Genomic DNA, 22,170 nt, shown 5'->3' with positions numbered 1-22,170 from the left:
CCTCCGAACGGGAGAGCCCATGCCCACCCCCTCGTCGTCGGCCGGCGGCACCCGCACCGCGGGCGGCGCGCTCGTCGTCGAGCAGCTGTCGTTCCAGGTCGGCGGCATCCACATCCTCAGCGACGTCGACCTCGACGTCCGCCCCGGCGAGATGATCGGCGTCATCGGGCCGAACGGTGCGGGGAAGACCACGCTGTTCAACATGATCTCCGGCGTGCACCGGGCGACGGCTGGCCGCGTCCTGCTCGACGGCGCGGACATCACCCACGCGCCGATCCACCGGCGCGCGCAGGCCGGGCTGGGCCGCACGTTCCAGACGTCGAGCCTCTTCGCCGGGCTGAGCGTCCTCGAGAACGTCCGCCTCGCCGCGCAGCGCCGCCTCGGAGGGAACCTCTCGTTCCTGCGCTTCCCGCGCCGGGGCGACGAGGCGACGACGACGGCCCTGGGTCACCTCGAGGACGTGGACCTGGCGCACCGTGCGGACGTCCTCGCCGGCGGCCTCTCGCACGGCGACAAGCGCAAGCTGGAGATCGCCGTGCTGCTCGCCATGGAGCCCTCGGTCATCCTGCTCGACGAGCCCATGGCGGGCGTCGCCCGCGCGGACGTCCCCGGCCTGAGCGACGTCATCCGGCGGCTGCACCGCGACCACGCGTGCACCGTCCTCATGGTGGAGCACCACATCGACGTCGTCCTGGGCCTCGTGGAGCGCGTCGCGGTCCTGGACCAGGGCCGCGTGCTCGCGTTCGACGACCCGGCGACGATCATGGCCGACCCGCGCGTGCAGAGCGCCTATCTGGGCACGGCCGCATGAGCGCCGTCCTGGAGGTCCGGAACCTGTCCGCGTCCATCGCCGGCCAGCAGGTCGTCGAGGACGTCTCGTTCACCGTCCCGGCGACCGGGGTCACGGCGGTGCTGGGGCGCAACGGCGTCGGCAAGACCTCCACGATCAAGGCGGTCCTGGGGCTCATCGACCGCACCGGCACCGTCCTGCTCGACGGCGAGCCGATCGACCGCGAGCCGACCCACCGGATCGTCCGGCGCGGCGTCGGCTACGTGCCCGAGGACCGCGAGGTCTTCACGGGGCTCACCGTCGAGGAGAACCTGCGGCTCGCCGTCCGCGACCGCGAGCCGCGGCGGGACCTCGTGGAGGCCCTGTTCCCGGACCTCGTCCGACGCTCGGCGCAGCGCGCGGGGACGTTGTCCGGCGGGCAGCAGCAGATGCTGTCGATGGCCCGCGCCCTGCTCAACCGCAACCGGCTCCTCCTCGTGGACGAGCCGACCAAGGGACTCGCGCCGAAGATCGTCACGGAGCTGGCGGTGGCGCTGGAGGAGGCGGCACGAACCGTGCCGATCCTGCTCGTCGAGCAGAACCTCCAGGTGATCGAGCGCCTGGCGCAGGACGTCGTCGTCATCGACGGCGGGCGGGTCGTGCACGCCGGTCCCGCTGCCGACCTGCTCGGCGACGAGGCGGCCGTCAGGCGCTACCTGGGCGTCCACGCCGAGGAGCCCGGTGCCGCACCCCCGCGCACCCACCGCACCGCCGAGGAGGCCCGCCCGTGAGCATCACCGTCCTGCTGCTCATCACCGGGCTCGGCCTCGGGGCGCTGTACTTCCTCGTCGCGTCGGGCCTGTCCCTCATCTACGGCCTCATGGGCGTCCTCAACTTCGCGCACGGCGCCTTCCTCACCCTCGGGGCCTTCGTCGGGTTCGAGGTCTCGCGGCTCATGGGCGCGACGAGCTGGGGCGGCTTCACCCTGGCCGTCGTCGTCGGGGCGCTCGCCGGCGCGGCGATCGCCGCCCTCAGCGAGCTGCTCCTCATCCGCCCGCTGTACGAGCGGCACATCGAGCAGGTGCTCATCACCGTCGGGCTCGGGCTCGTGACGGTCGCCCTCTACGAGGGCGTGTGGGGCACGGACCCGATCTTCATCTCCGGTCCGGCGTGGCTGGACCGGACCACGGCGGTCCTGGGCGCGAACGTCCCGAACGACCGGTTCCTCGCGATCGGCGCCGCCGTCGCGGTGCTGGTGGGGCTGGTCCTCTTCCTCAAGCACACGCGCTACGGGCTCGTGATCCGGGCCGGCGTGGAGAACCGGTCCATGGTGACCGCCCTCGGGATCGACGTCCGGAAGTCCTTCACCCTCGTCTTCACGATCGGCGGCGCGGCAGCCGGCCTGGGCGGCGTGCTCGCGTCGCAGTACTTCGGGTACGTCTCCGCGCACCTCGGCGGCACGCTGCTCATCTTCGCGTTCATCGTCACCGTCATCGGCGGGCTCGGGTCGCTCACCGGTGCCGCCCTCGCGGCCGTCCTCGTGGCCGTCCCGCAGCAGTTCGCCAACTACTACCTCGGCATCGGGGACCTCATCGCGGTGCTCGCGCTGGCCCTCGTCCTCCTCGTGCGTCCGTCCGGCCTGATGGGAGCGAAGGCGGCATGACCACCCCCATGAGCACGCCCACGAGCACCCCGCCGACGAGCGACTCCCGGCCCGAGGCCGTGCGCGCCGACGGCGGCGCCCCGTCCGACGGCGCGGGGCTCGCCGCCCGCCTGGCCGCCCCGCCGTCGCGCCGACGCGGCGCGGCGCCGTGGGTCGGGGCCGCCGTCGCCGCGGTGGTCCTCGCCTGCCTGCCGCTCTTCAACCTCCACGTGCCCGGGGTGCTGCCCGGCCCCACCTACACGCCGGGCGCGCTCCACCTCATGGCGCTCTGCCTCCTCTACGCCGCGCTCGCGCTGAGCTACCACCTGCTCTACGGCGTCGCCGGCATGCTCAGCTTCGGTCACGCGCTGTACTTCGCCGCCGGGGCCTACGGGCTCGCGGTCGTGCTGCAGCGCACGGACGTGCCGTTGCTCGTCGCGGGCGTGCTGGTCCTCGTGGGTGTCGTGGTGCTGGCGAACCTCGTCGGGGCGATCTCCCTGCGCGTGTCCGGGGTGTCCTTCGCGATGGTGACCCTCGCCTTCGCCCAGGCCGGGAACGTCGTCGCGCGCCGTGACCTCGGCGGCTGGACCGGGGGCGAGGAGGGCGTCGGGCTCCGCACCGCCCACGTCCCGGACTGGCTCGTGGGCGTGGCCGACACCCGCAACGTCTACTGGCTGGCGCTCGCGGTGCTCGTCGTCGTCTACGTCGTCGTGACGTGGTTCCAGCGCTCCCGCGCCGGCCACGTCGTGGAGGCGACCCGCGAGAACGAGCTGCGCGTCCGGGTGATCGGTCAGCAGCCCTACCTCATCCGGCTGCTGACGTTCGCCGTCGCCGGGGCCCTCGCCGCCGTCGTCGGCATGGCGTACCTGCTCCTGCAGTCCCAGGCCGTGCCGACGATCACGTCGGCCGACCTCACGATCACCCTGCTCGTCATGGTGGTGCTCGGTGGGGTCGGGTCGCGCTGGGGCGCCGTCGTCGGGGCCGTCCTCTACACGCTCCTCGACCAGCGGCTCTCGGTCTTCGCGTCGTCCGACCTCGTGGACGGCCTCCCCGCCGTGCTGCACGTGCCGCTGTCCGAGCCGCTCTTCACGCTGGGGACGCTGTTCGTGCTCGTCGTCCTCTTCATGCCGGGTGGCCTGGCGGGCGCCGCCGCCCGCCTGCGACCCGGGCGTGACGGCCGGGGGCGCGCGTGATCCCCCCGACCGTGCCCACGGAGCCCGGCATCGGCGCGGCACGCCACGAGGACCGGTCGGCGGACGGGCTGCACACGCTCGGCCGCTGGGTCTGCGACCGCGCACGCCTCGCTCCCGACCACGCCGCCGTCGTCGAGGACGGCCGGACCACGACCTACGCGGAGCTCGACGCGCGCGCCGAGGCGCTGGCCCGCCGGCTGCAGCGCGCGGGCTACCTCGTCGGCGACCGGGTCGCGACGCTGACCCGGAACAGCACCGACCACGTCGTCCTCTTCATGGCGTGCGCCCGGACCGGCCTCGTGCTCGTCCCGCTGTCCTGGCGGCTCGCGCCGGAGGAGCTGGAGCACCAGCTGCGGCACAGCCGCGCCGTCCTGCTGCTCGCGGAGCGTCCGCTCGTGGCGGCGGCGCAGGACGCCGTGGGGTCGTCGTCCCCCGCGCCCGCGGTGGAGCTCCTCGGGCCGGACGGCGTCGAGCAGCACGTCCCCGGTCCGGTGCGTCTCGAGGCGCCCCCCGACGCCGGCCGGCGGGCTGTCCACGACGACGACGCCCTGCTCCAGATCTACACGTCGGGCACCTCCCGCTCGCCCAAGGGCGTGGTCCTCACGCACGCCAACTGCTTCTGGACGAACCTGTCCCTCAACGGCGTCGCGCCGCTCGGGACCGACGACGTCGTCCTGGCCGTCCTGCCGCAGTTCCACGTCGGCGGCTGGAACGTCCAGCCGCTGCTCGCGTGGTGGACCGGGGCGACCGTCGTCCTCGAGAGCGAGTTCGACGCCGGTCGCGCGCTGGGGCTCCTGGCGCGCCACGGCGTGACGACGCTCATGGGCGTCCCCGCGACGTACCGCCTCATGGCCGACCACCCGGCCTTCGCCGACGCGGACCTCTCGAGCCTGCGCTACGCCGTCGTCGGCGGGGCGCCCATGGAGGAGGACCTGCTGCGGACGTGGCACGGCCGCGGCGTGCGGATCCTGCAGGGCTACGGGCTCACCGAGGCCGGCCCCAACGTGCTGGGGCTCCCGCCGGCGGACGCGGAGAAGCACGTCGGCTCCGTCGGCAAGCCGTACCCGTACGTCGACGTCGCCGTGCGGGACCCGCTGACCGGTCGGCCGCTGCACGGCCCGGCGCGCGGCGAGCTGCTGGTCCGCGGGCCGGCGGTCTTCGCCGAGTACTTCCGGGACCCGGAGAGCACCCGTGCCGCCCGCCGGGACGGCTGGCTGCACACCGGCGACTACGTCGAGCGCGACGCCGAAGGCTGGTTCCGCGTCGTCGACCGGCTCGACGACATGTACATCTCCGGCGGGGAGAACATCTCCCCGGCCCAGGTCGAGGCTGTGCTCACCCAGCACCCCGCGATCGCCGAGGCCGCCGTCGTCGGCGTGCCCGACCCGCGCTGGGGTCAGGTCGGCCACGCCTACGTCGTCCTCGAGCCCGGCGCGTCGGTCACCACCGACGACGTCGTCGCCCACTGCCGCGCACACCTCGCGGCGTTCAAGGCCCCGCGCCACGTCACCGTCGTGGACGCGCTGCCGCGCACCGCCCTGCACAAGCTGCGCCGCTCCGCCCTGACGAGCGACGACGACGGGAGCCTCCGATGACCGCACCGGACACGAACCGCCCTACCGGGGCTCCCCCGGACCCGGACCCGGACCGGCACCCGGACGGGGCCGCCGCGACCGGCTCACGCGCCGCCGCGCCGCGGACGACGAAGGGCACGCGCACCCGTGCCCGCCTCCTGCGGGTGGCCGCGCAGGTCTTCGCCGACCACGGCTACCACGACGCGTCCATCGTCAAGATCACCGAGGCGGCCGAGGTCGGGCAGGGCACGTTCTACCTCTACTTCTCCTCCAAGCAGGAGGTGTTCGAGGAGGTCGTGCGGGACCTGAACTCCCAGGTCCGCCACGCGATGTTCGAGGCGTCGAGCGCCGAGTCGGACCGCATCGCCGCGGAGCGTGCGGGCTTCCGGGCCTTCTTCCGGTTCGCGGCGCAGAACCCGGCGCTGTACCGGATCGTGCGGCAGGCGGAGTTCGTCGCGCCGCAGATGCTGCGCTGGCACTACGAACGGATCGCCGAGGGCTACGTCGACGGCCTGCGGGCCGCCCAGGCCCGCGGCGAGCTGGCCCCCATCGACCCCGAGGTCCTCGCCTGGGCGCTCATGGGCATCGGGGAGATCGTCGGGATGCGCTGGGCGCTGTGGGGCGACGCGGACCCGGCCGAGCCGAACCGGGACGGCGCCGACGACCGGCCCGACGGCGTCCCGCCGCTGATCTTCGAGGCGACCATGCGTCTCATCGAGCGGGCCCTCGCGCCCGAATCCACCGGTCCGGGCGACACCACCCCCGTTCCCGCCACCCAGGAGGAGCAGTCATGACGACCACGCCGCCGGGCGGTCGCGACCTCGCGGGCCGGCGCGCGCTCGTCACGGGCGGGGGAGCGGGCATCGGCGCCGCGTGCGTGCGCGCCCTGGCCGCAGCCGGCGCCGACGTCGTCGTCGCGGACCGGGACGCCGAGGCGGCGGGGGTCGTCGCGCGCGAGGTCGGGGGCGAGGCCTGGGTCGTGGACCTCGACGACACGCGTGCGCTCGACGACCTGCGCCTGGAGGTCGACGTCCTCGTCAACAACGCGGGCCTGCAGAAGGTCAGCCCGATCGAGGACTTCGACCCGGAGGACTTCCGGCGCATCCAGCGCATCATGCTGGAGGCGCCGTTCCTCCTGGTCCGGGCCGCCCTGCCGCACATGTACGCCCGCGGGTGGGGGCGCGTCGTCAACATCTCCTCGGTGCACGGCCTCGTGGCGTCCGCGTACAAGTCCGCGTACGTGGCGGCCAAGCACGGGCTGGAGGGCCTGAGCAAGGTCACGGCGCTGGAGGGTGCTGCGCACGGCGTGACCAGCACCTGCGTCAACCCCGCCTACGTGCGGACCGCGCTCGTGCAGCACCAGCTCGCCGACCAGGCGCGCGTGCACGGCATCACCGAGGAGGAGGTGCTGGAGAAGGTCCTGCTCACGGAGCAGGCCGTCAAGCGCATGGTCGAGCCGGAGGAGGTCGCCTCGCTGGTGCTGTGGCTCGTGGGGCCGGCCGGGGCGATGGCCACCGGCGCCTCGTACACGCTCGACGGCGGGTGGTCGGCCCGATGACCGCGGACCTCACCGCCACCACCACGCACGTCTACCGATCCGTCGACGTGCCCGTCGACGGCGGGCTCCTCCACGCCGGCGTGTGGGAGCCGCTGGGGCCCACCGGGGCCGGGGCCGTCGGCACCGTGCTCGCGATCCACGGCGTCACGGCCCACCACCTGGCCTTCTGCGAGCTGGCCGCCCGGCTGCCGGGCGTCCGCGTCGTCGCGCCGGACCTGCGGGGCCGCGGGCGCAGCAACGTCCTGCCCGGCCCGTACGGCATGCCCCGGCACGCCGACGACGTCGCCGCGCTCGCGGCCGCCCTCGGGGTCCGCCGCGCGGTCGTCGTCGGCCACTCGATGGGCGGCTTCGTGTCCGTGGTGCTGGCCCACCGTCATCCGGTGCTCGTGGAGCGGCTGGTGCTCGTCGACGGCGGCCTCCCGCTGGCCCTGCCGGCGGGCGTGGACCTCGACGCGGCGATGGCCGCGGTCCTCGGACCGGCCGCGCAGCGGCTGTCGATGACGTTCGCGGACCACGAGGCGTACCGGGCGTTCTGGCGGGCGCACCCCGCGTTCACCGCCGACTGGACCGAACGGCTCGGCGCCTACTTCGACCACGACGTCGATCCCGTGCCGGGCGGCCTGCGCCCCGCCGCGCGGATCGAGGCGCTGAGCGAGGACCAGGCGGAGCTCTTCACGGGGGTCTCGCTCCTGCCCGCGCTCGAGGCGCTGGCCGTGCCGACGACGTTCCTGCGGGCGCCCGCGGGGCTGCTCGGTGCCGAGCCGCTCTACGCGCCGGGGCACGTCGCCGGGTGGTCGGAGCGGCTCCCGCGGCTCGAGGTGCACGACGTCCCGGGCGTCAACCACTACACGGTCGTCATGGCACCGCACGGTGCCGCCGCGGTCGCCGACCACGTGCGCCGCCCGGGCGGCGGGGCGGTGGACGACGGCGGCCGGTTCGCTTCCGGCCGCCGGGACGACGAGAATGCCCAGCAGCACCCCGAGCAGCGTCGCTCGGTGGTGCGTCACCCGTCGACGGAGCCGGAGACCCCGCACACCGTCGACCTGACGTCGGAGGTGGACCGGTGACCCGGTTGGACAAGGTCGTCCCGAGCGCCGCGGTCGCGGTCGCGGACGTGCCGGACGGAGCGAGCGTCGCCGTCGGCGGCTTCGGGCTCTGCGGCAACCCCGTGGCGCTCATCACGGCGCTGCTGGAGCAGGGCACGCGCGACCTGCACGTCGTCTCGAACAACTGCGGCGTGGACGACTGGGGGCTGGGCGTCCTGCTCGCCGCCGACCGCATCCGGAGGATCACCGCGTCGTACGTGGGGGAGAACAAGGAGTTCGCGCGCCGCTACCTCGCCGGAGAGCTCGAGGTCGAGCTGACCCCGCAGGGCACGCTCGCCGAGAAGCTGCGCGCCGGGGGGTCCGGGATCGCGGCGTTCTTCACGCAGACGGGCGTGGGGACCCAGGTCGCGGAGGGTGGCCTGCCGCAGCGCTACGACGCCGACGGCGGCGTCGCGCTCGCCTCCGCGCCCAAGGAGGTGCGCACGTTCGTCGTCGACGGCGAGGAGCGGGAGTTCGTGCTCGAGGAGGCGGTCACGACGGACGTCTCCCTCGTCCACGCCGAGGTGGGTGACCGCTACGGCAACCTCGTCTTCCACCGCTCGGCCCGGAACTTCTCGCCCCTGGCCGCGATGGCAGGGCGCCTCTGCATCGCCCAGGTCGAGCAGCTGGTGGAGCCGGGCGCGCTCGACCCGGACGAGGTCCACCTGCCCGGGGTCTTCGTGCACCGGGTGGTCGAGGTCGGCAGCGACATCGAGAAGCGCATCGAGCGACGGACGGTGCGCGCGGGCGCGCCCGGCGGAGAGGGGGCCTGACATGGCGCTGACCAGGGAGGAGATGGCGGCGCGGGCGGCGCTCGAGCTGCCCGACGGCGCGTACGTCAACCTCGGCATCGGCCTGCCGACGCTCGTGCCGAACTACCTGCCCGAGGGCAGGCACGTGATGCTCCAGTCCGAGAACGGCATCCTCGGCGTCGGGCCGTACCCGACCGAGGACGAGGTCGACCCGGACCTCATCAACGCCGGCAAGGAGACCGTCACGGTCCTGCCTGGTGCGGCGTTCTTCGACTCCGCCCTGAGCTTCGGGATGATCCGCGGCGGCAAGATCGACGTCGCCGTGCTGGGCGGCATGGAGGTGTCCGAGCACGGCGACCTCGCCAACTGGATGATCCCGGGGGCGATGGTCAAGGGCCCCGGCGGCGCCATGGACCTCGTCCACGGCGCGCGGCGCGTCGTCGTGCTCATGACCCACAACGCGAAGGACGGGTCGCCGAAGGTCGTGCGCGAGTGCGCGCTGCCGCTGACCGGTCGGGGCGTCGTCGACCGGATCATCACGGACATCGCGGTGCTGGACGTCGGGCCGGACGGGCTGACGCTCGTCGAGACGGCCCCGGGGGTGACGCCGGACGAGGTCGTGGAGCGGACCGGTGCGCCGGTCCGGGTCGAGGGATCGGTCGAGACCGTGGAGGTGACGGCATGAGCAGCTCCACCGGCCCCGAGGGCCGCCGCGACGAGGGCGGCGTCCCCGAGGGCGCGCCGCCCACCGGCTCGATCCCCCTGGTCGACGTCGAGGAGGCGGCGACACCCCACTGGACGCCCACGTCGGCGGCCGGCCCGGACGACGTCGTCGTCGTCGGCGCGGTGCGGACGCCGCAGGGGCGGCTGCGCGGGGCCCTGTCCACGGTCCCGGCCACGCAGCTCGCCGCGACCGCCATCCGCGGGGCGCTGGAGCAGTCCGGCGTGCCCGCCGAGGCGGTCGACGCGGTGATCCTGGGGCAGGTGCTCCAGGCCGGCGCCGGTCAGAACCCGGCCCGCCAGGCGTCGCTCGCGGCGGGCATCGGCATGCGCGCGCACACCACCACGGTGAACAAGGTCTGCCTGTCCGGGCTCACCGCGGTCATCGACGCGGCCCGGCTGCTGCGCTCCGGCGAGGCCGAGGTGGTCGTGGCGGGGGGCATGGAGTCGATGTCCCTCGCGCCCCACCTGCTGCCCGGGTCGCGCACCGGGACCGCCTACGGCGCGATCCAGATGCTCGACCACATGGCCCACGACGGTCTGACCGACGCCTACGAGGGCGAGTCGATGGGCACGTGCACCGACCGCACGACGCAGGAGCGGTACGGCCTCACGCGCGAGCAGCAGGACGAGGTCGCGGCGCTGTCGCACCAGCGTGCGGCCGCGGCGTGGGAGGAGGGACGCTTCAAGGCCTTCGTCGTGCCCGTGACGGTGCCGGGACGCAAGGGCGACACGGTCGTCGACCGCGACGAGGGCATCCGGCCGGAGACGACGGTGGAGACGCTCGCGAGGCTGCGGCCCGCCTTCGTCCCCGACGGCCAGATCACCGCCGGCAACTCCTCGCCGATCTCCGACGGTGCCGCGGCGCTCGTCGTCACGACCCGCCGGCGCGCGGAGGAGTCCGGGTGGACGGTGCTGGCGACCGTGCGGGCCGCGGGCCAGGTGGCCGGGCCGGACACCGCGCTGCACTCGCAGCCGTCGGCGGCGATCCGGACGGCGCTCGAGCGGCAGGGCTGGGACGTGGGCGATCTCGACGTCATCGAGATCAACGAGGCGTTCGGGGCGGTCGTGGCGCAGTCGGCGGCGGACCTGGGCGTGCCCGTGTCGGCCGTGAACACCGACGGCGGTGGCATCGCCCTCGGCCACCCGATCGGCGCGTCCGGGGCCAGGCTCCTCGTGCACGCCGCGCACGCACTCCACGCCCGCGGGGGCGGCCGTGCCGCCGTGGGGCTCTGCGGCGGCGGCGGCCAGGGGGAGGCGCTCCTCCTGGAGCTCTGAGCGGCGCACCACGGATCCGGACGAGGTGCCGGGCGAGCACGTCGTGCGGGCGCGTCCACGGGAGAGAGGTCCCGGCGTGCCCAGGTGCGGTCGTGCCAGGATGGGCGTGGAAAACCCACCCCTCATCGAGCAGGAGTCTTCATGGCCATCGCCACTCCCGAGGTCTACGCCGAGATGATCGACCGCGCGAAGGCGGGCTCCTTCGCCTACCCCGCGGTCAACGTCACCTCCTCGCAGACGCTGACCGCGGCCCTCCAGGGCTTCGCGGAGGCCGAGTCGGACGGCATCATCCAGGTCTCCGTGGGCGGCGCCGAGTACGCCTCGGGCTCCACCGTCAAGGACCGCGTCGCCGGTTCGCTCGCCCTCGCCGCGTACGCCGCCGAGGTCGCCAAGGGCTACCCCGTGACGGTCGCGCTGCACACCGACCACTGCACCAAGAAGAACCTCGACAGCTGGGTCCGCCCGCTGCTGGAGATCGAGGCGCAGCAGGTCAAGGACGGCAAGCTGCCGACCTTCCAGTCCCACATGTTCGACGGCTCGGACATCCCGCTGGACGAGAACCTCGTCATCGCGGCCGAGCTGCTCGAGCTGTCGCAGGCGGCGCGCACGATCCTCGAGATCGAGGTCGGCGTCGTCGGTGGCGAGGAAGACGGCCACGAGGCCGCGATCAACGACAAGCTCTACACGACGGTCGAGGACGGCCTCGCGACGGTCGAGGCGCTCGGTGCCGGCGAAAAGGGTCGCTACCTCACCGCCCTGACCTTCGGCAACGTCCACGGGGTCTACAAGCCCGGTGCGGTCAAGCTGCGCCCCGCGATCCTCAAGGAGATCCAGGACGCGGTCGGCGCGAAGATCGGCAGGACGAACCCGTTCGACCTCGTCTTCCACGGCGGCTCGGGCTCGACCGCCGCGGAGATCGCCGAGGCCGTCGACAACGGCGTCATCAAGATGAACATCGACACCGACACGCAGTACGCGTTCACGCGTCCGGTCGTCGGCCACATGTTCGCCCACTACGACGGCGTCCTGAAGATCGACGGCGAGGTCGGCAACAAGAAGAACTACGACCCGCGCGCGTGGGGCAAGCTCGCCGAGGCGGGCATGGCCCAGCGCATCGTCGAGGCCTGCCAGCAGCTCCGGTCCGCCGGGCACTCGATCGGCTGACGTCCGACGGGCTGACGTCCCGCAGCACGACGACGCCGCCGCACCCCACGGGGTGCGGCGGCGTCGCGCTGTGCCGGTACGTCGCGCTGTGCCGGTCCGGAGAGGGTCGCGCTCAGGCGACGTCGTCGGGCGTGGGCGCGAGCCGTCCACCGCGGCCGGCGGGGCCGATGGTGGGCAGGCCGTGATCGGGCCCGTCGTCGTCGGGGGTCGCGTCGGTGACGACCTCGAGGAGCTCGCCGATGCGCGTGACCTCCAGGAGGAACCGCACCGTCTCGGGCGGGCGGATGACCCGCGTCCGGCTGCCCGTCCGGGTCGCGATCCGGGCGAGGAACGCGATGCCGGACGAGTCCATGAACGTCACGTGCTCGGTGTCGATGTCGATCGGCAGACCCGTCGACTCGGCGTCCGTCGTCGCCTCCTGCAGGTCCGGCCCGAGGTCGGCGTCGATCTCGCCCGACAGGACGATCCGCGTGCGTCCGCCCTGGACGATGACCTGGACCGAGCCCGGCTGGGACTCCGCGACGGGACCCGGACGCGTGCTGTCCACGAGCTCGGGGGCGTCGACGCGCTCGTCCGGCGACTGACCGCTACCTTCCTGCACGGCGCTCCCCTCGTCTTGCGGCCGTCACGAGTCGGGCCACGGCTCACCGCGACCCGTCGTCGCAGGTGGCGTCCAGTCGAACGCTAGACGATCGTAGAGGGTGATGGTCAATCCACTGCCGGACGACCTGGCCGAAGTCCGTGACCGCGCGCTGCGCGCCACGGACGTCTCCTTCGTGCTCACGAGCGCCGGACCGGGCAGCCCCGTCGTGTGGGTCAACGACGCCTTCACCCGCACGACCGGCTGGACCCTCGAGGAGATCGTCGGTCGGCGACCCAGCGTCCTGCACGGCCCGGACACCGACCCGGCCGTGGGTCGCCGGATGGCGGCGGCCGTCGCCGCGGGCCGCACGGCGACCGAGACGATCCTCAACTACCGCAAGGACGGCACGCCGTTCTGGAACCAGGTCTCCCTGTCGCCGGTCGCGGACGACGACGGCGTCGTGCGTCACTGGGTGGGCATCCAGGTCGACGTGACGGAGCGGGTCGAGCACGCCGGGGGGCTGGAGCGCTCGGTGCAGGAGGAGCGCCGCGCCCGCCGCGGCCTCGCCGTGGTGGCGCACGTGTCGCGGCTGCTCGGCGACGTCGACGACCCGCACCTGCTGCGCGAGGTCGCGCGGCTCCTGGAGCACGACGTCGTCGAGCTCGCGGCGTACTTCCTCGACGAGGGCGGGTTGCGCGCCGTCGACGGCATCGCCGCGACCGTCCCCGAGGGCAGGTCCACGCGGCGGCACCGCGACCGCCGCCCCGACGACGACGCGGGCGGTGCGGCCGACGTCGTCCAGCAGCTGCTGGACGGCGCGGTCGAGGGGCCGGTCGAGGTGCGCCTCGACGCCGATGCCGCAGGGGAGACGACCGCATGGCTGGTCGACCAGGTGCGCGAGCGCCTGGGGCGCCGGGACCGGGCGGTCGCCGTGGTCCACGCGATCCCCGGTCGGCGGCGGACGCTCGGCGTCCAGGTCACGGTGCCGCTGGGCGGCCGGGGTCTGGCGGACCTCGACGAGCACGAGCAGCTCGTCCTGCCGCTCGTCGCCCGGCGCATCGGCACGGTCACGGACAACGTCAGGCTCTACGCGCAGGAGCACCGCCTCGCCGAGACGCTGCAGCGGGCCATGCTGCCCCAGCAGGCCGAGGTCAGGGACCTGGACGTCTGGACCTACTACGCACCCAGCTCCGCGCACGCCCAGGTCGGAGGCGACTGGTTCGACGTGCTCGAGCCGGACGCGCAGCACGTGGCGCTCGTCGTGGGCGACGTCGTCGGCCACGACGTCGAGGCGGCAGCCGCGATGGGGCAGCTGCGCTCGGTCGTCCGGTCCTACGTGTTCGGGATGCCCGAGCCCGCAGAGGTCCTGCGCAAGGTCGACCAGCTCGTGGCCGGCATGCAGGTGCCCCGGGCCGCCAGCCTCGTGCTCGTGACCCTCCGGCGCGACGACGAGGGCGGCGGGTGGACGGCGGGGTACTCGAGGGCCGGGCACCTCCCGCCCCTGGTCTCACGTGACGGCGAGGTCATGCGGCTGGACGACGCCGGTGGGCCGATGATCGGGTTCGGCACGGGGGAGCGGACCGCCGGGTCGATCCACCTGCGGCCCGGAGACGTCCTCGTGCTCTACACGGACGGGCTCATCGAGCGGCGCGACCGCCGCATGCGCGACGGCCTCGAGGCGCTGGTCGACGCCGCGGCGCTGTTCGGCCGCCAGGACGCCGCGGGCGTCGGCGAGGACCTGCTCTCGCGCCTCGCGGACAAGCCCGAGGACGACGTCGCCGTCGTCGTCGTGCGCGTGCCGGACCCGGCGGCCGACGGGCAGGACGGGGGAGGTGCGCTGCGTCGTCGGCGGTGGTCCCTGCCGAGCCAGCCGTCGTCGATCGGCCGCGCCCGCCAGGCGGTGCTGCGGACGTGTGCGGCCTGGGGCATCCCCGGGGCGTCGAGCGCGGAGCTCGTGGTGTCGGAGCTCGTCGCGAACGCCGTGCTGCACGGGTGGGGCCACCTCGAGCTGCGGCTGTACGACACGGGGGACGGCCTGCGGATCGAGGTCGAGGACGCCAACCCCACGCCGCCGGTGACGACCGACGGGCACGTGGGTCGCGTCGGCGGGTACGGCATGCGGATCGTCGAGCGGCTCGCCGACTGGGGATGGCGCCCGGCCGGGACCGGCAAGGTCGTGTGGGCGCGGGTGCGGCCGCTGCCGATCACCGCTGCGATGCAGCAGGAGCAGCCCGGGGCCTGAGTCAGAGGCGCTCGTCGCCGGGGTCGTCGCTGACCTGCAGGGCCTCTGCGGTCTCGGCCCGCGCGGCGATCTCCTCCGCCGAGCACCGGTGGTCCTGGTCGATGCGGAACAGGTCCAGGGCGCCGCACACCTCGAGGACGAACAGGTCGCGCTCGTCGCAGCCGCGCAGCACCGTGGCGCCGCCCCGCCGACGGCCGGCGTCGGCGAGGGAGATGAGGAACGCGGCGCCGGTGGAGTCCATGAAGGTCACGGCGCACATGTCCACGACGAGGAGCTGCCGGCGCAGGCCGGTCACCCGCGCCGTCACCTCGGGGAACTGGTCACGGGCGCCGAGGTCGAGGTCGCCGGAGATGACCAGGGTCGCCGTCGCCGACGACATCGCGATCTCGATCATCAACGCCTCCCGCCCTGCTGCGGCGGACCACCCCGTCCCTGGCGGCCCGGCATCCGACTGTACGTGCTGGCTCGGGACCGGTGCATGTCGGGCGGGGCGCGGCCCTCAGGGCATGTCCGTCCCGCGGTGCAGGATGGGCACATGGACAACCTCCTCGGCGGCCCCGCGCCCACCCTGCTCCCGGCCGACCACCCCGACGTGGCCGCGCGTGCCGCCGTGGCGGGCGGCGCCGACCCGCGGGCCGTCGTGCCGGACCACCCCGCGTCGTCCCTGCTGTGGGCGCTGCTGGCCGAGGAGGCCCTCGGGCAGGACCCGGTCGCCGCGTACGCCTACGCCCGCACCGGCTACCACCGGGGCCTGGACGCGCTGCGCCGTGCCGGCTGGCGGGGCGCCGGACCGGTCCCCGTGGACCACGAGGCGAACCAGGGCTTCCTGCGTGCGCTCCTCGCCCTCGCCGAGGCGGCCGCGGCGATCGGCGAGACGGAGGAGGCGGACCGCTGCCGGACGTTCCTGCTCGACAGCGGGACGTCCCCGGACGAGGTGGCAGCCCTCCGGTAGCCTCGGTGCGGCCCTGACTGCCTGAGGAAGAAGGTCGAACCATGCCAGCCGTCGTCGTGCTCGGCGCCCAGTGGGGCGACGAGGGCAAGGGCAAGGCCACCGACCAGCTCGGCTCGCGGGTCGACTACGTCGTCAAGTTCAACGGGGGCAACAACGCCGGGCACACCGTCGTCATCGACGGCGAGAAGTACGCGTTGCACCTGCTCCCCTCCGGGATCCTCTCGCCCGGCGTGACGCCGGTGATCGGCAACGGGGTCGTCATCGACCTCGCGGTGCTGTTCACCGAGCTGGAGGCGCTGGTCGAGCGGGGCGTCGACGTCTCGAAGCTCCTCGTCTCGGCCAACGCGCACCTCATCGCGCCGTACAACCGCACGATCGACAAGGTGACGGAGCGCTTCCTCGGCAAGCGGCGCATCGGCACGACCGGGCGCGGCATCGGCCCGACCTACGCCGACAAGATCAGCCGGGTCGGCGTGCGTGTGCAGGACCTCTTCGACGAGAAGATCCTCGCGCAGAAGGTCGAGGGCGCCCTCGACCAGAAGAACCACCTGCTGGTGAAGGTCTACAACCGGCGTGCGATCACGGTCGAGGAGACGGTCGACGAGCTCCTCTCGTTCGCGGACCGGGTGCGCCCGATGGTGTGCGACACGGGCCTCGTGCTCAACCAGGCGCTCGACGCCGGGAAGACGGTGCTCTTCGAGGCCGGGCAGGCGACGATGCTGGACGTCGACCACGGGACGTACCCGTTCGTCACGTCGTCGTCGGCGACGGCGGGCGGCGCCTGCACGGGCTCCGGCGTCGGGCCGACCCGCATCGACCGCGTCGTCGGCGTCATCAAGGCGTACACGACGCGCGTCGGTGAGGGTCCGTTCCCCACGGAGCTGCTCGACGACACGGGTCAGTGGCTGCGCGAGGCCGGCGGGGAGTACGGGACGACGACGGGCCGGCCGCGCCGGTGCGGCTGGTACGACGCGGTCATCGCGCGTTACGCGACGCGGGTCAACGGGCTCACCGACCTCGTGCTGACCAAGCTCGACACCCTCACGGGCCTGGAGCGCATCCCCGTCTGCGTCGGCTACGACGTCGGCGGGCGGCGCCTGGACGAGATGCCGGAGAACCAGAGCGACTTCCACCACGCCGTGCCGGTCTACGAGGAGCTGGAAGGCTGGTCGGAGGACATCTCGCAGTGCCGTCGCTTCGAGGACCTGCCCGCGGCGGCGCAGCGGTACGTCCTGGCGCTGGAGGAGATGTCCGGGACGCGGATGTCGGCCATCGGTGTCGGTCCGGGTCGCGAGGCGACGATCGTGCGGCACGACCTGCTCACGTGACCGCTGCACATGGGTCGCGGCACGTGAGCGCCCGCACGTGAGCCCCTGCACGTGAGCACCCCCGCGTGGGCGCCGGACCGGGTCGTCGACGAGGAGCTCGCGGCTCATCTGGTGCGGACGCAGTTCCCGGATCTCGCCGGGCTGCCGGTGCGGTGGTTCGCCGCCGGCTGGGACAACGCGGTCTACGCCGTGGGGCCGGACCTGCTGTTCCGGTTCGTGCACCGGTCGGTGGCCGTGCCCCTGGCGGAGCGTGAGCTCATGGTGCTCCGGGTGGTGGACGGCCGGCTCCCGCTGCCCGTCCCGCGGCCGACGTACGTCGGGCGGCCCGTGCCGGAGTTCGACCGGCCGTTCTGGGGTGCCCCGCGGATCCCCGGAACCGAGATCGCGATGTCCGGCCTCCCCGACGGCGCACGGGTCCACGCGGCGCGCGCGCTCGGGGAGTTCCTGCGGGCGCTGCACGCGCCGGAGGTGGCGCAGGACGTCGTCGACGCCGCGCGGGCACAGGGCGTCACCGTGCCGGTCGATCCCAACCGGCGCGGCGAGCCCGTCACCCTGCGCGACAGGGCGGCCGGGCGGCTGGTGCGCCTGGCTCAGGGCACCCTGGAGCGCGAGGGCCTGGATCGCGGCGCCCTGGAGCGCGAGGGCCTGGATCGCGGCGCCCTGGAGCGCGAGGGCCTGGATCGCGGCGCCCTGGACCACGACGGCCTGCTGGCCGTCCTCGACGCAGCCGTCGCGGCGGGGCCGAGCGTCGGGCCGCAGGTCCTGCTCCACGGAGACCTGCACGTGCGGCACGTCCTGGTTGCTGCCGACGGATCGGTGACCGGCGTCATCGACTGGGGCGACACCGGACTGGGCGACCCGGCCATCGACCTCATGATCGGCTACGCCGCATTCGTCGGGGCTGCGCGCGAGGCCTTTCTCACTGCGTACGGTCCCGTCGAGCCGGGCGCGGACGCGCGCGCCCGAGCCGTCGCCGTGAACGGGTGCGCGGCCCTGCTCGAGAGCGCGATCGGAGACGGGGACGCGGTGCTCGCCAAGGAGGCGGCCGTGGCGCTGCACCGGGTGCTCCAGCCCTGACGGGCACGCCGGCGTGACGGTCGTCGATGACGAGCACGGGTGACCGCGGAGCTCGAGCCCTACCCGCGGTCAGAACGGCGCCGGGTCCGGTGGATCGGCTCCGGTCAGCGACGACCGGTCGTCGCCGACGTCACCGTCCCGGCCGGCCCCTTGGTGGCCGGCACCGACGTCACCGCCGCCCTGATCAGCCTCCCGGCGCGCGAGACGTCGGTCCGGCTCGCCCGGCGCTTCGACGGGATCCCGCGTGTACGGCTTCCCGCCCGGGGACGTCCACACGACGACACCCGAGTCGGGGTCACGGCTCGGCGTCCATCGCCCGTGCGTCTTGAGCCGGTGGTGGTGGCGGCAGAGCGCGGTGAGGTTGCTGCGCCGGGTCTGCTCGGCCGCCTCACGCGTGTCGTCGAACGGGACCGTGTGGTCGAGATCGCACACCTGCGCCGAGACGCGGCAGCCGGGGAAGGTGCACGTCACGTCTCTGGCGATGATCGCGGACCGCAGAGCCTCGGGCGGGCGGTACCGGCTGCCGGGCTGCTCCAGCGCCTCACCCGTGGCGGGATCCGTCCGCACGAAGTGCCAGGCGGCCTCATGGGCGAGGCGGCGGGCGAGGCTCGGCAGCACGGGCCCGTACCCGTCGAGGAACCCGGCGGTGCTGGTCGCCCCGGCGAGCGCGTCGGTGCTGATCGTGAGGTTGAGGCGCGGCGTCCGGCGCCTGCGGCGCCCTGGACTGGTGGCCTGCACGCTGACGCCGGCGTCCAGGACCGCCGCGAGGACGTCCACGAGCGCGTCCGCGCGCCGGGCGTCGATCCCACGCGGGTCCTCCGGCGCTGCGGCGGCTGCGACCGCGTCGAGGGCGCGCATCGCGCGGACCGCGTCCGTCGCCGGGAGGTACGCGCGGATCGTCGCCATGCAGTCCGCCGCCGGCTCGAGCACGACGCAGCGCTCCTCGCGCGCCTGTCGGTGTCGTGCCTCCGCGGCGTGCGGGTCCAGCTCCAGCACGGCTCGACGCGCGGCCGCGCCGAGCTGCGGAGCCGTGAGGAGCGGGGCCTGCGCGATCAGCGCGTCGTGGACGCGCCGCGCCTCGGACGCGGGGAGGGAGCCGGTGTCCCGGAGGAGCACGTCGGCCTTCCGGACGGACAGGACGCCCTCCCTCAGGGCGTCGTGCACCTCGGGGGCCGCGGTCAGCTCGCGCGCGCGGTCGCAGAGGATGCCGGCGGCACGGCCCGACACGGCCAGCGTCCCGGCCACGTCCTCCCGGAGCCCCTTCTGCGCCCAGGTCGATGCAGCGACCCGACGCTGCAGCTCCTGGAGCACCCTGGCCTGCTCGGCGGCGACCCAGGCCGCCGTGCGCTCCCAGGCGCCGAGCGCCTCGAGGAGGTCCTCGCTGGGGGCGTCGGCGACGGCGAGGTCCGTCAGTCGCCAGGTCAGCGCCGGGCCCGGGCGAGCGGCTGCCAGGCGCGCGGCTTCCGGGTGCGCCAGCGCCCAGTGCATCGCCAGGTCCTCGGCGACGTGGGACCTGCCCGCGACCGACCGCGCGTAGGCCAGCGCCGCGGCGACGTCGTCGTCCGCGGTGCGCACCTCGCTCGACAGTTCGAACATGTGTTCGATGCTAGTGCCACGGTGTGACACGGGGTCTTCCGGAGCGCACCGGCGCGAGCTGACGCGCCCCCCGACCGGCTCACCTGTGCGCCCGGCTCGACGCCGACAGCATGGGCCCAGGGTCGATCGCGCGCTCCGTCGTCCCGCGGCGTGCCGACGCGGACGGCACTCGCGTTCCAGCGGTCGACCGGGGAAGTCCGCCGTCCTCCGGGTCACCGATGCGTCCGCACGACGAGTCGCTGGGCCACCCAGCCCCGTCCGCACCCCGGGCCTCCTCCCGCCGAGCGCCGCCGCGTCGATAGGCTCACCGCTCGTGAAGATCCTCGTCGTCGGATCCGGTGCCCGCGAGCACGCCATCACCCGAGCCCTCGCGCTGGCGACCGCCGGGGGACATGCCACCGGTCACGCCGCCGGGCACCCAGCCCTGCACGCCACCGACCACACTGCCGCACACACCGCCGCGCCCACCCCCACCGACCACGAGCTCCACGCCGCACCCGGCAACCCCGGCATCGGGCAGCTCGCCACCCTGCACCCCGTCGACCCCGTCGACGGCGCGGCGGTCGCGGACCTCGCCACGCGCCTCGGCGTGGACCTCGTCGTCGTCGGCCCCGAGGCACCGCTCGTCGCGGGGGTCGCCGACGCCGTCCGCGCCGCCGGGGTCCCCTGCTTCGGGCCGAGCGCCGAGGCGGCCGCGCTCGAGGGCTCCAAGGCGTTCGCCAAGGAGGTCATGGCCGCGGCGGGCGTGCCGACCGCCATGGCCCACGTCTGCACGACCGTCGACGAGGTCGCCACGGCGCTCGACGCGTTCGGCGCCCCGCACGTCGTCAAGGACGACGGCCTGGCCGCCGGGAAGGGCGTCGTCGTCACCGACGACCGTGACGCGGCCCTCGAGCACGCCGCCGCCTGCCTGGCCAAGCCGGGCGGTGCCGTCGTCGTCGAGGAGTACCTGGACGGTCCGGAGGTGTCGCTCTTCTGCCTCAGCGACGGGACCACGGTCGTGCCGCTCGCCCCCGCGCAGGACTTCAAGCGCGCACTCGACGGCGACGAGGGACCGAACACCGGCGGCATGGGCGCGTACTCGCCGCTGCCGTGGTCCCCGGACGGGCTGGTCGACGAGGTCGTCGCCCGGGTCGCCCAGCCGACCGTCGACGAGATGCGGCACCGCGGAACGCCGTTCGCCGGCGTCCTGTACTGCGGCCTCGCGCTCACGTCGCGCGGCGTGCGGGTCATCGAGTTCAACGCCCGCTTCGGGGACCCGGAGACGCAGGTGGTGCTCCCTCGCCTGGCGACGCCGCTGGCGGAGGTGCTGCTCGCCGCCGCGCAGGGGCGTCTGGACGACCTCCCGCCGCTGCGCTGGCGCGACGAGGCGGCGGTGACCGTCGTCGTCGCCGCGCACGGGTACCCGGGGTCCGTCCGGGCGGGCGACCCGGTCGACGGCGTCGCGGACGCCGAGGCGGTCCCCGGCGTCCACGTCCTGCATGCGGGCACCGCGACCGACGACGGCGCCCTGGTCTCCTCGGGCGGCCGGGTGCTGTCCGTCGTCGGCGTCGGCGCGGACCTCGCGGCGGCCCGCGCCACGGCGTACGAGGGCGTCGCCCACATCAGCCTGCGCGGCTCCCACCACCGCACCGACATCGCGTCGCGCATGCCCGTGCTCGACGAGGACGCGTCGTGACGACGGCGCCGCAGCTGCCCGGCTGGACGCACACCTACTCCGGCAAGGTCCGGGACCTGTACGTCCCCGAGCCGGGCTCCCCGGCGGCGCAGGCCCACGGCGACGTCGTGCTCGTCGTCGCCAGCGACCGCATCAGCGCGTACGACCACGTCCTCGCGACGCCGATCCCCGGCAAGGGCACGGTCCTCACGCAGCTCAGCCTCTGGTGGTTCGAGCAGCTGGCCGACCTCGTGCCCAACCATGTCGTCACCGCCGAGCCGGGGCCGGCCGGCGTGCCGGACGCCGTCGCCGGCCGCGCGATGGTCTGCCGGCGCCTGGAGATGTTCCCCGTCGAGTGCGTCGCGCGGGGGTACCTCACCGGCTCGGGGCTCGTGGAGTACCGCGCCGGTGGTGCCGTCTGCGGCGTGCCGCTGCCCGGCGGTCTCGAGGACGGGTCACGCCTGCCGGAACCGATCTTCACGCCGGCCACCAAGGCCGCCGTCGGCGAGCACGACGAGAACGTCACCTTCGAGGCGGTCGCCGCGAGGATCGGGGCCGACGACGCCGCCCTCCTGCGCGACCTCACGCTGGCGGTGTACCGACGTGCGGAGGGCCTCGCCCGCGAGCGCGGCGTCATCCTGGCGGACACCAAGCTGGAGTTCGGGCGGACCGCGGCGAAGCGCCTCGGTGCGGAGGACGCCGGCGAGCCCGACGCGCCCGACGCCATCGCCCCCGGCACCGTCGTCCTCGGCGACGAGGTGCTCACGCCGGACTCCTCGCGGTTCTGGCCCGCCGACCAGTGGCGCCCGGGGCGCGCGCAGCCGTCGTTCGACAAGCAGTACGTCCGGGACTGGCTGACGTCCCCGGCCTCGGGCTGGGACCGCGCGGCGGACGCCCCGCCGCCCCCGCTGCCCGACGACGTCGTCACTCGCACCCAGGAGCGCTACCTCGACGCGTTCCGGCGGCTCACCGGCCGCGACCTCACCGTCTGACCGGGGCT

At 74.5% G+C, this 22,170-nt stretch carries 21 protein-coding genes; 18 read left to right on the top strand and 3 right to left on the bottom strand.

The window, feature by feature from the left end:
- The first annotated feature begins 19 nt into the window (after positions 1-19).
- The 12 genes from LG379_RS15560 to fbaA all read left to right on the top strand — a co-directional run bounded on the left by LG379_RS15560 (position 20) and on the right by fbaA (position 11,735).
- Positions 20-811: an ABC transporter ATP-binding protein gene (locus tag LG379_RS15560; RefSeq protein ID WP_225755512.1), complete on the top strand. Its 792-nt coding sequence runs from the start codon at positions 20-22 to the stop codon at positions 809-811.
- Positions 808-1,560 carry an ABC transporter ATP-binding protein gene (locus LG379_RS15555; RefSeq protein WP_225755511.1) on the top strand — a complete coding sequence of 251 codons (753 nt, stop codon included), beginning with the start codon at positions 808-810 and terminating at the stop codon, positions 1,558-1,560. The genes LG379_RS15560 and LG379_RS15555 overlap by 4 nt, the downstream gene beginning before the upstream one ends.
- Entirely contained in the window at positions 1,557-2,432 is an 876-nt protein-coding gene (locus LG379_RS15550) for a branched-chain amino acid ABC transporter permease (protein WP_225755510.1), read from the top strand. The genes LG379_RS15555 and LG379_RS15550 overlap by 4 nt, the downstream gene beginning before the upstream one ends.
- Entirely contained in the window at positions 2,429-3,604 is a 1,176-nt protein-coding gene (locus LG379_RS15545) for a branched-chain amino acid ABC transporter permease (RefSeq protein ID WP_225755509.1), read from the top strand. The genes LG379_RS15550 and LG379_RS15545 overlap by 4 nt, the downstream gene beginning before the upstream one ends.
- A complete protein-coding gene (locus LG379_RS15540) occupies positions 3,601-5,199 on the top strand; it encodes a class I adenylate-forming enzyme family protein (protein ID WP_225755508.1) in 1,599 nt (532 codons plus the stop codon). The genes LG379_RS15545 and LG379_RS15540 overlap by 4 nt, the downstream gene beginning before the upstream one ends.
- Positions 5,196-5,972 carry a TetR/AcrR family transcriptional regulator gene (locus tag LG379_RS15535; RefSeq protein WP_225755507.1) on the top strand — a complete coding sequence of 259 codons (777 nt, stop codon included), beginning with the start codon at positions 5,196-5,198 and terminating at the stop codon, positions 5,970-5,972. Before LG379_RS15540 ends, LG379_RS15535 begins: the two co-directional genes overlap by 4 nt.
- The gene (locus tag LG379_RS15530; RefSeq protein WP_225755506.1) at positions 5,969-6,736 is read left to right on the top strand and encodes a 3-hydroxybutyrate dehydrogenase; all 768 of its coding nucleotides are present in this window, start codon (positions 5,969-5,971) and stop codon (positions 6,734-6,736) included. The genes LG379_RS15535 and LG379_RS15530 overlap by 4 nt, the downstream gene beginning before the upstream one ends.
- Positions 6,733-7,803, top strand: coding sequence for an alpha/beta fold hydrolase (locus LG379_RS15525; protein ID WP_225755505.1), 1,071 nt, complete (start codon positions 6,733-6,735; stop codon positions 7,801-7,803). The genes LG379_RS15530 and LG379_RS15525 overlap by 4 nt, the downstream gene beginning before the upstream one ends.
- Positions 7,800-8,594, top strand: coding sequence for a CoA transferase subunit A (locus tag LG379_RS15520; protein ID WP_225755504.1), 795 nt, complete (start codon positions 7,800-7,802; stop codon positions 8,592-8,594). Before LG379_RS15525 ends, LG379_RS15520 begins: the two co-directional genes overlap by 4 nt.
- A 1-nt stretch (position 8,595) precedes the next feature.
- Complete coding sequence (locus LG379_RS15515) at positions 8,596-9,258, top strand: CoA transferase subunit B (protein WP_225755503.1); 663 nt, start codon at positions 8,596-8,598, stop codon at positions 9,256-9,258.
- Entirely contained in the window at positions 9,255-10,571 is a 1,317-nt protein-coding gene (locus LG379_RS15510) for an acetyl-CoA C-acetyltransferase (protein ID WP_225755502.1), read from the top strand. Before LG379_RS15515 ends, LG379_RS15510 begins: the two co-directional genes overlap by 4 nt.
- A 141-nt stretch (positions 10,572-10,712) precedes the next feature.
- Positions 10,713-11,735: a class II fructose-bisphosphate aldolase gene (fbaA, locus tag LG379_RS15505; RefSeq protein WP_225755501.1), complete on the top strand. Its 1,023-nt coding sequence runs from the start codon at positions 10,713-10,715 to the stop codon at positions 11,733-11,735.
- 112 nt (positions 11,736-11,847) lie between these two features.
- Here fbaA and LG379_RS15500 read toward each other — a convergent pair whose 3' ends face one another.
- Entirely contained in the window at positions 11,848-12,336 is a 489-nt protein-coding gene (locus LG379_RS15500) for an STAS domain-containing protein (RefSeq protein ID WP_370634542.1), read from the bottom strand.
- Between the two features lie 103 nt (positions 12,337-12,439).
- On the opposite strand from LG379_RS15500, the gene LG379_RS15495 reads away from it, so the two are divergent.
- Entirely contained in the window at positions 12,440-14,560 is a 2,121-nt protein-coding gene (locus LG379_RS15495) for a SpoIIE family protein phosphatase (protein ID WP_225755500.1), read from the top strand.
- 1 nt (position 14,561) lies between these two features.
- Here the strand turns inward: LG379_RS15495 and LG379_RS15490 are convergent, their stop codons facing one another.
- The gene (locus tag LG379_RS15490) at positions 14,562-14,954 is read right to left on the bottom strand and encodes an STAS domain-containing protein (RefSeq protein ID WP_225755499.1); all 393 of its coding nucleotides are present in this window, start codon (positions 14,952-14,954) and stop codon (positions 14,562-14,564) included.
- A gap of 141 nt (positions 14,955-15,095) precedes the next feature.
- On the opposite strand from LG379_RS15490, the gene LG379_RS15485 reads away from it, so the two are divergent.
- From LG379_RS15485 to LG379_RS15475, 3 genes are read left to right on the top strand one after another with little or no spacing between them, the layout of a single operon-like run.
- The gene (locus tag LG379_RS15485) at positions 15,096-15,512 is read left to right on the top strand and encodes a DUF3151 domain-containing protein (RefSeq protein WP_225755498.1); all 417 of its coding nucleotides are present in this window, start codon (positions 15,096-15,098) and stop codon (positions 15,510-15,512) included.
- A gap of 41 nt (positions 15,513-15,553) precedes the next feature.
- Entirely contained in the window at positions 15,554-16,840 is a 1,287-nt protein-coding gene (locus LG379_RS15480) for an adenylosuccinate synthase (RefSeq protein ID WP_225755497.1), read from the top strand.
- A gap of 51 nt (positions 16,841-16,891) precedes the next feature.
- Positions 16,892-17,917 (top strand): phosphotransferase, encoded by a 1,026-nt coding sequence (locus LG379_RS15475; RefSeq protein WP_225755496.1) that lies wholly within the window; start codon positions 16,892-16,894, stop codon positions 17,915-17,917.
- Between the two features lie 69 nt (positions 17,918-17,986).
- Here LG379_RS15475 and LG379_RS15470 read toward each other — a convergent pair whose 3' ends face one another.
- Positions 17,987-19,513: an HNH endonuclease signature motif containing protein gene (locus LG379_RS15470; protein WP_304522799.1), complete on the bottom strand. Its 1,527-nt coding sequence runs from the start codon at positions 19,511-19,513 to the stop codon at positions 17,987-17,989.
- Between the two features lie 313 nt (positions 19,514-19,826).
- On the opposite strand from LG379_RS15470, the gene purD reads away from it, so the two are divergent.
- A complete protein-coding gene (purD, locus tag LG379_RS15465; protein ID WP_225755495.1) occupies positions 19,827-21,191 on the top strand; it encodes a phosphoribosylamine--glycine ligase in 1,365 nt (454 codons plus the stop codon).
- Positions 21,188-22,162, top strand: coding sequence for a phosphoribosylaminoimidazolesuccinocarboxamide synthase (locus LG379_RS15460; protein ID WP_225755494.1), 975 nt, complete (start codon positions 21,188-21,190; stop codon positions 22,160-22,162). Before purD ends, LG379_RS15460 begins: the two co-directional genes overlap by 4 nt.
- Positions 22,163-22,170: the final 8 nt, after the last annotated feature.

Origin of the sequence: Actinotalea sp. Marseille-Q4924 (genome assembly GCF_916618755.1) — a bacterium.
GTDB lineage: Bacteria > Actinomycetota > Actinomycetes > Actinomycetales > Cellulomonadaceae > Actinotalea.
This window is presented reverse-complemented; position numbering and strand designations above follow the sequence as displayed.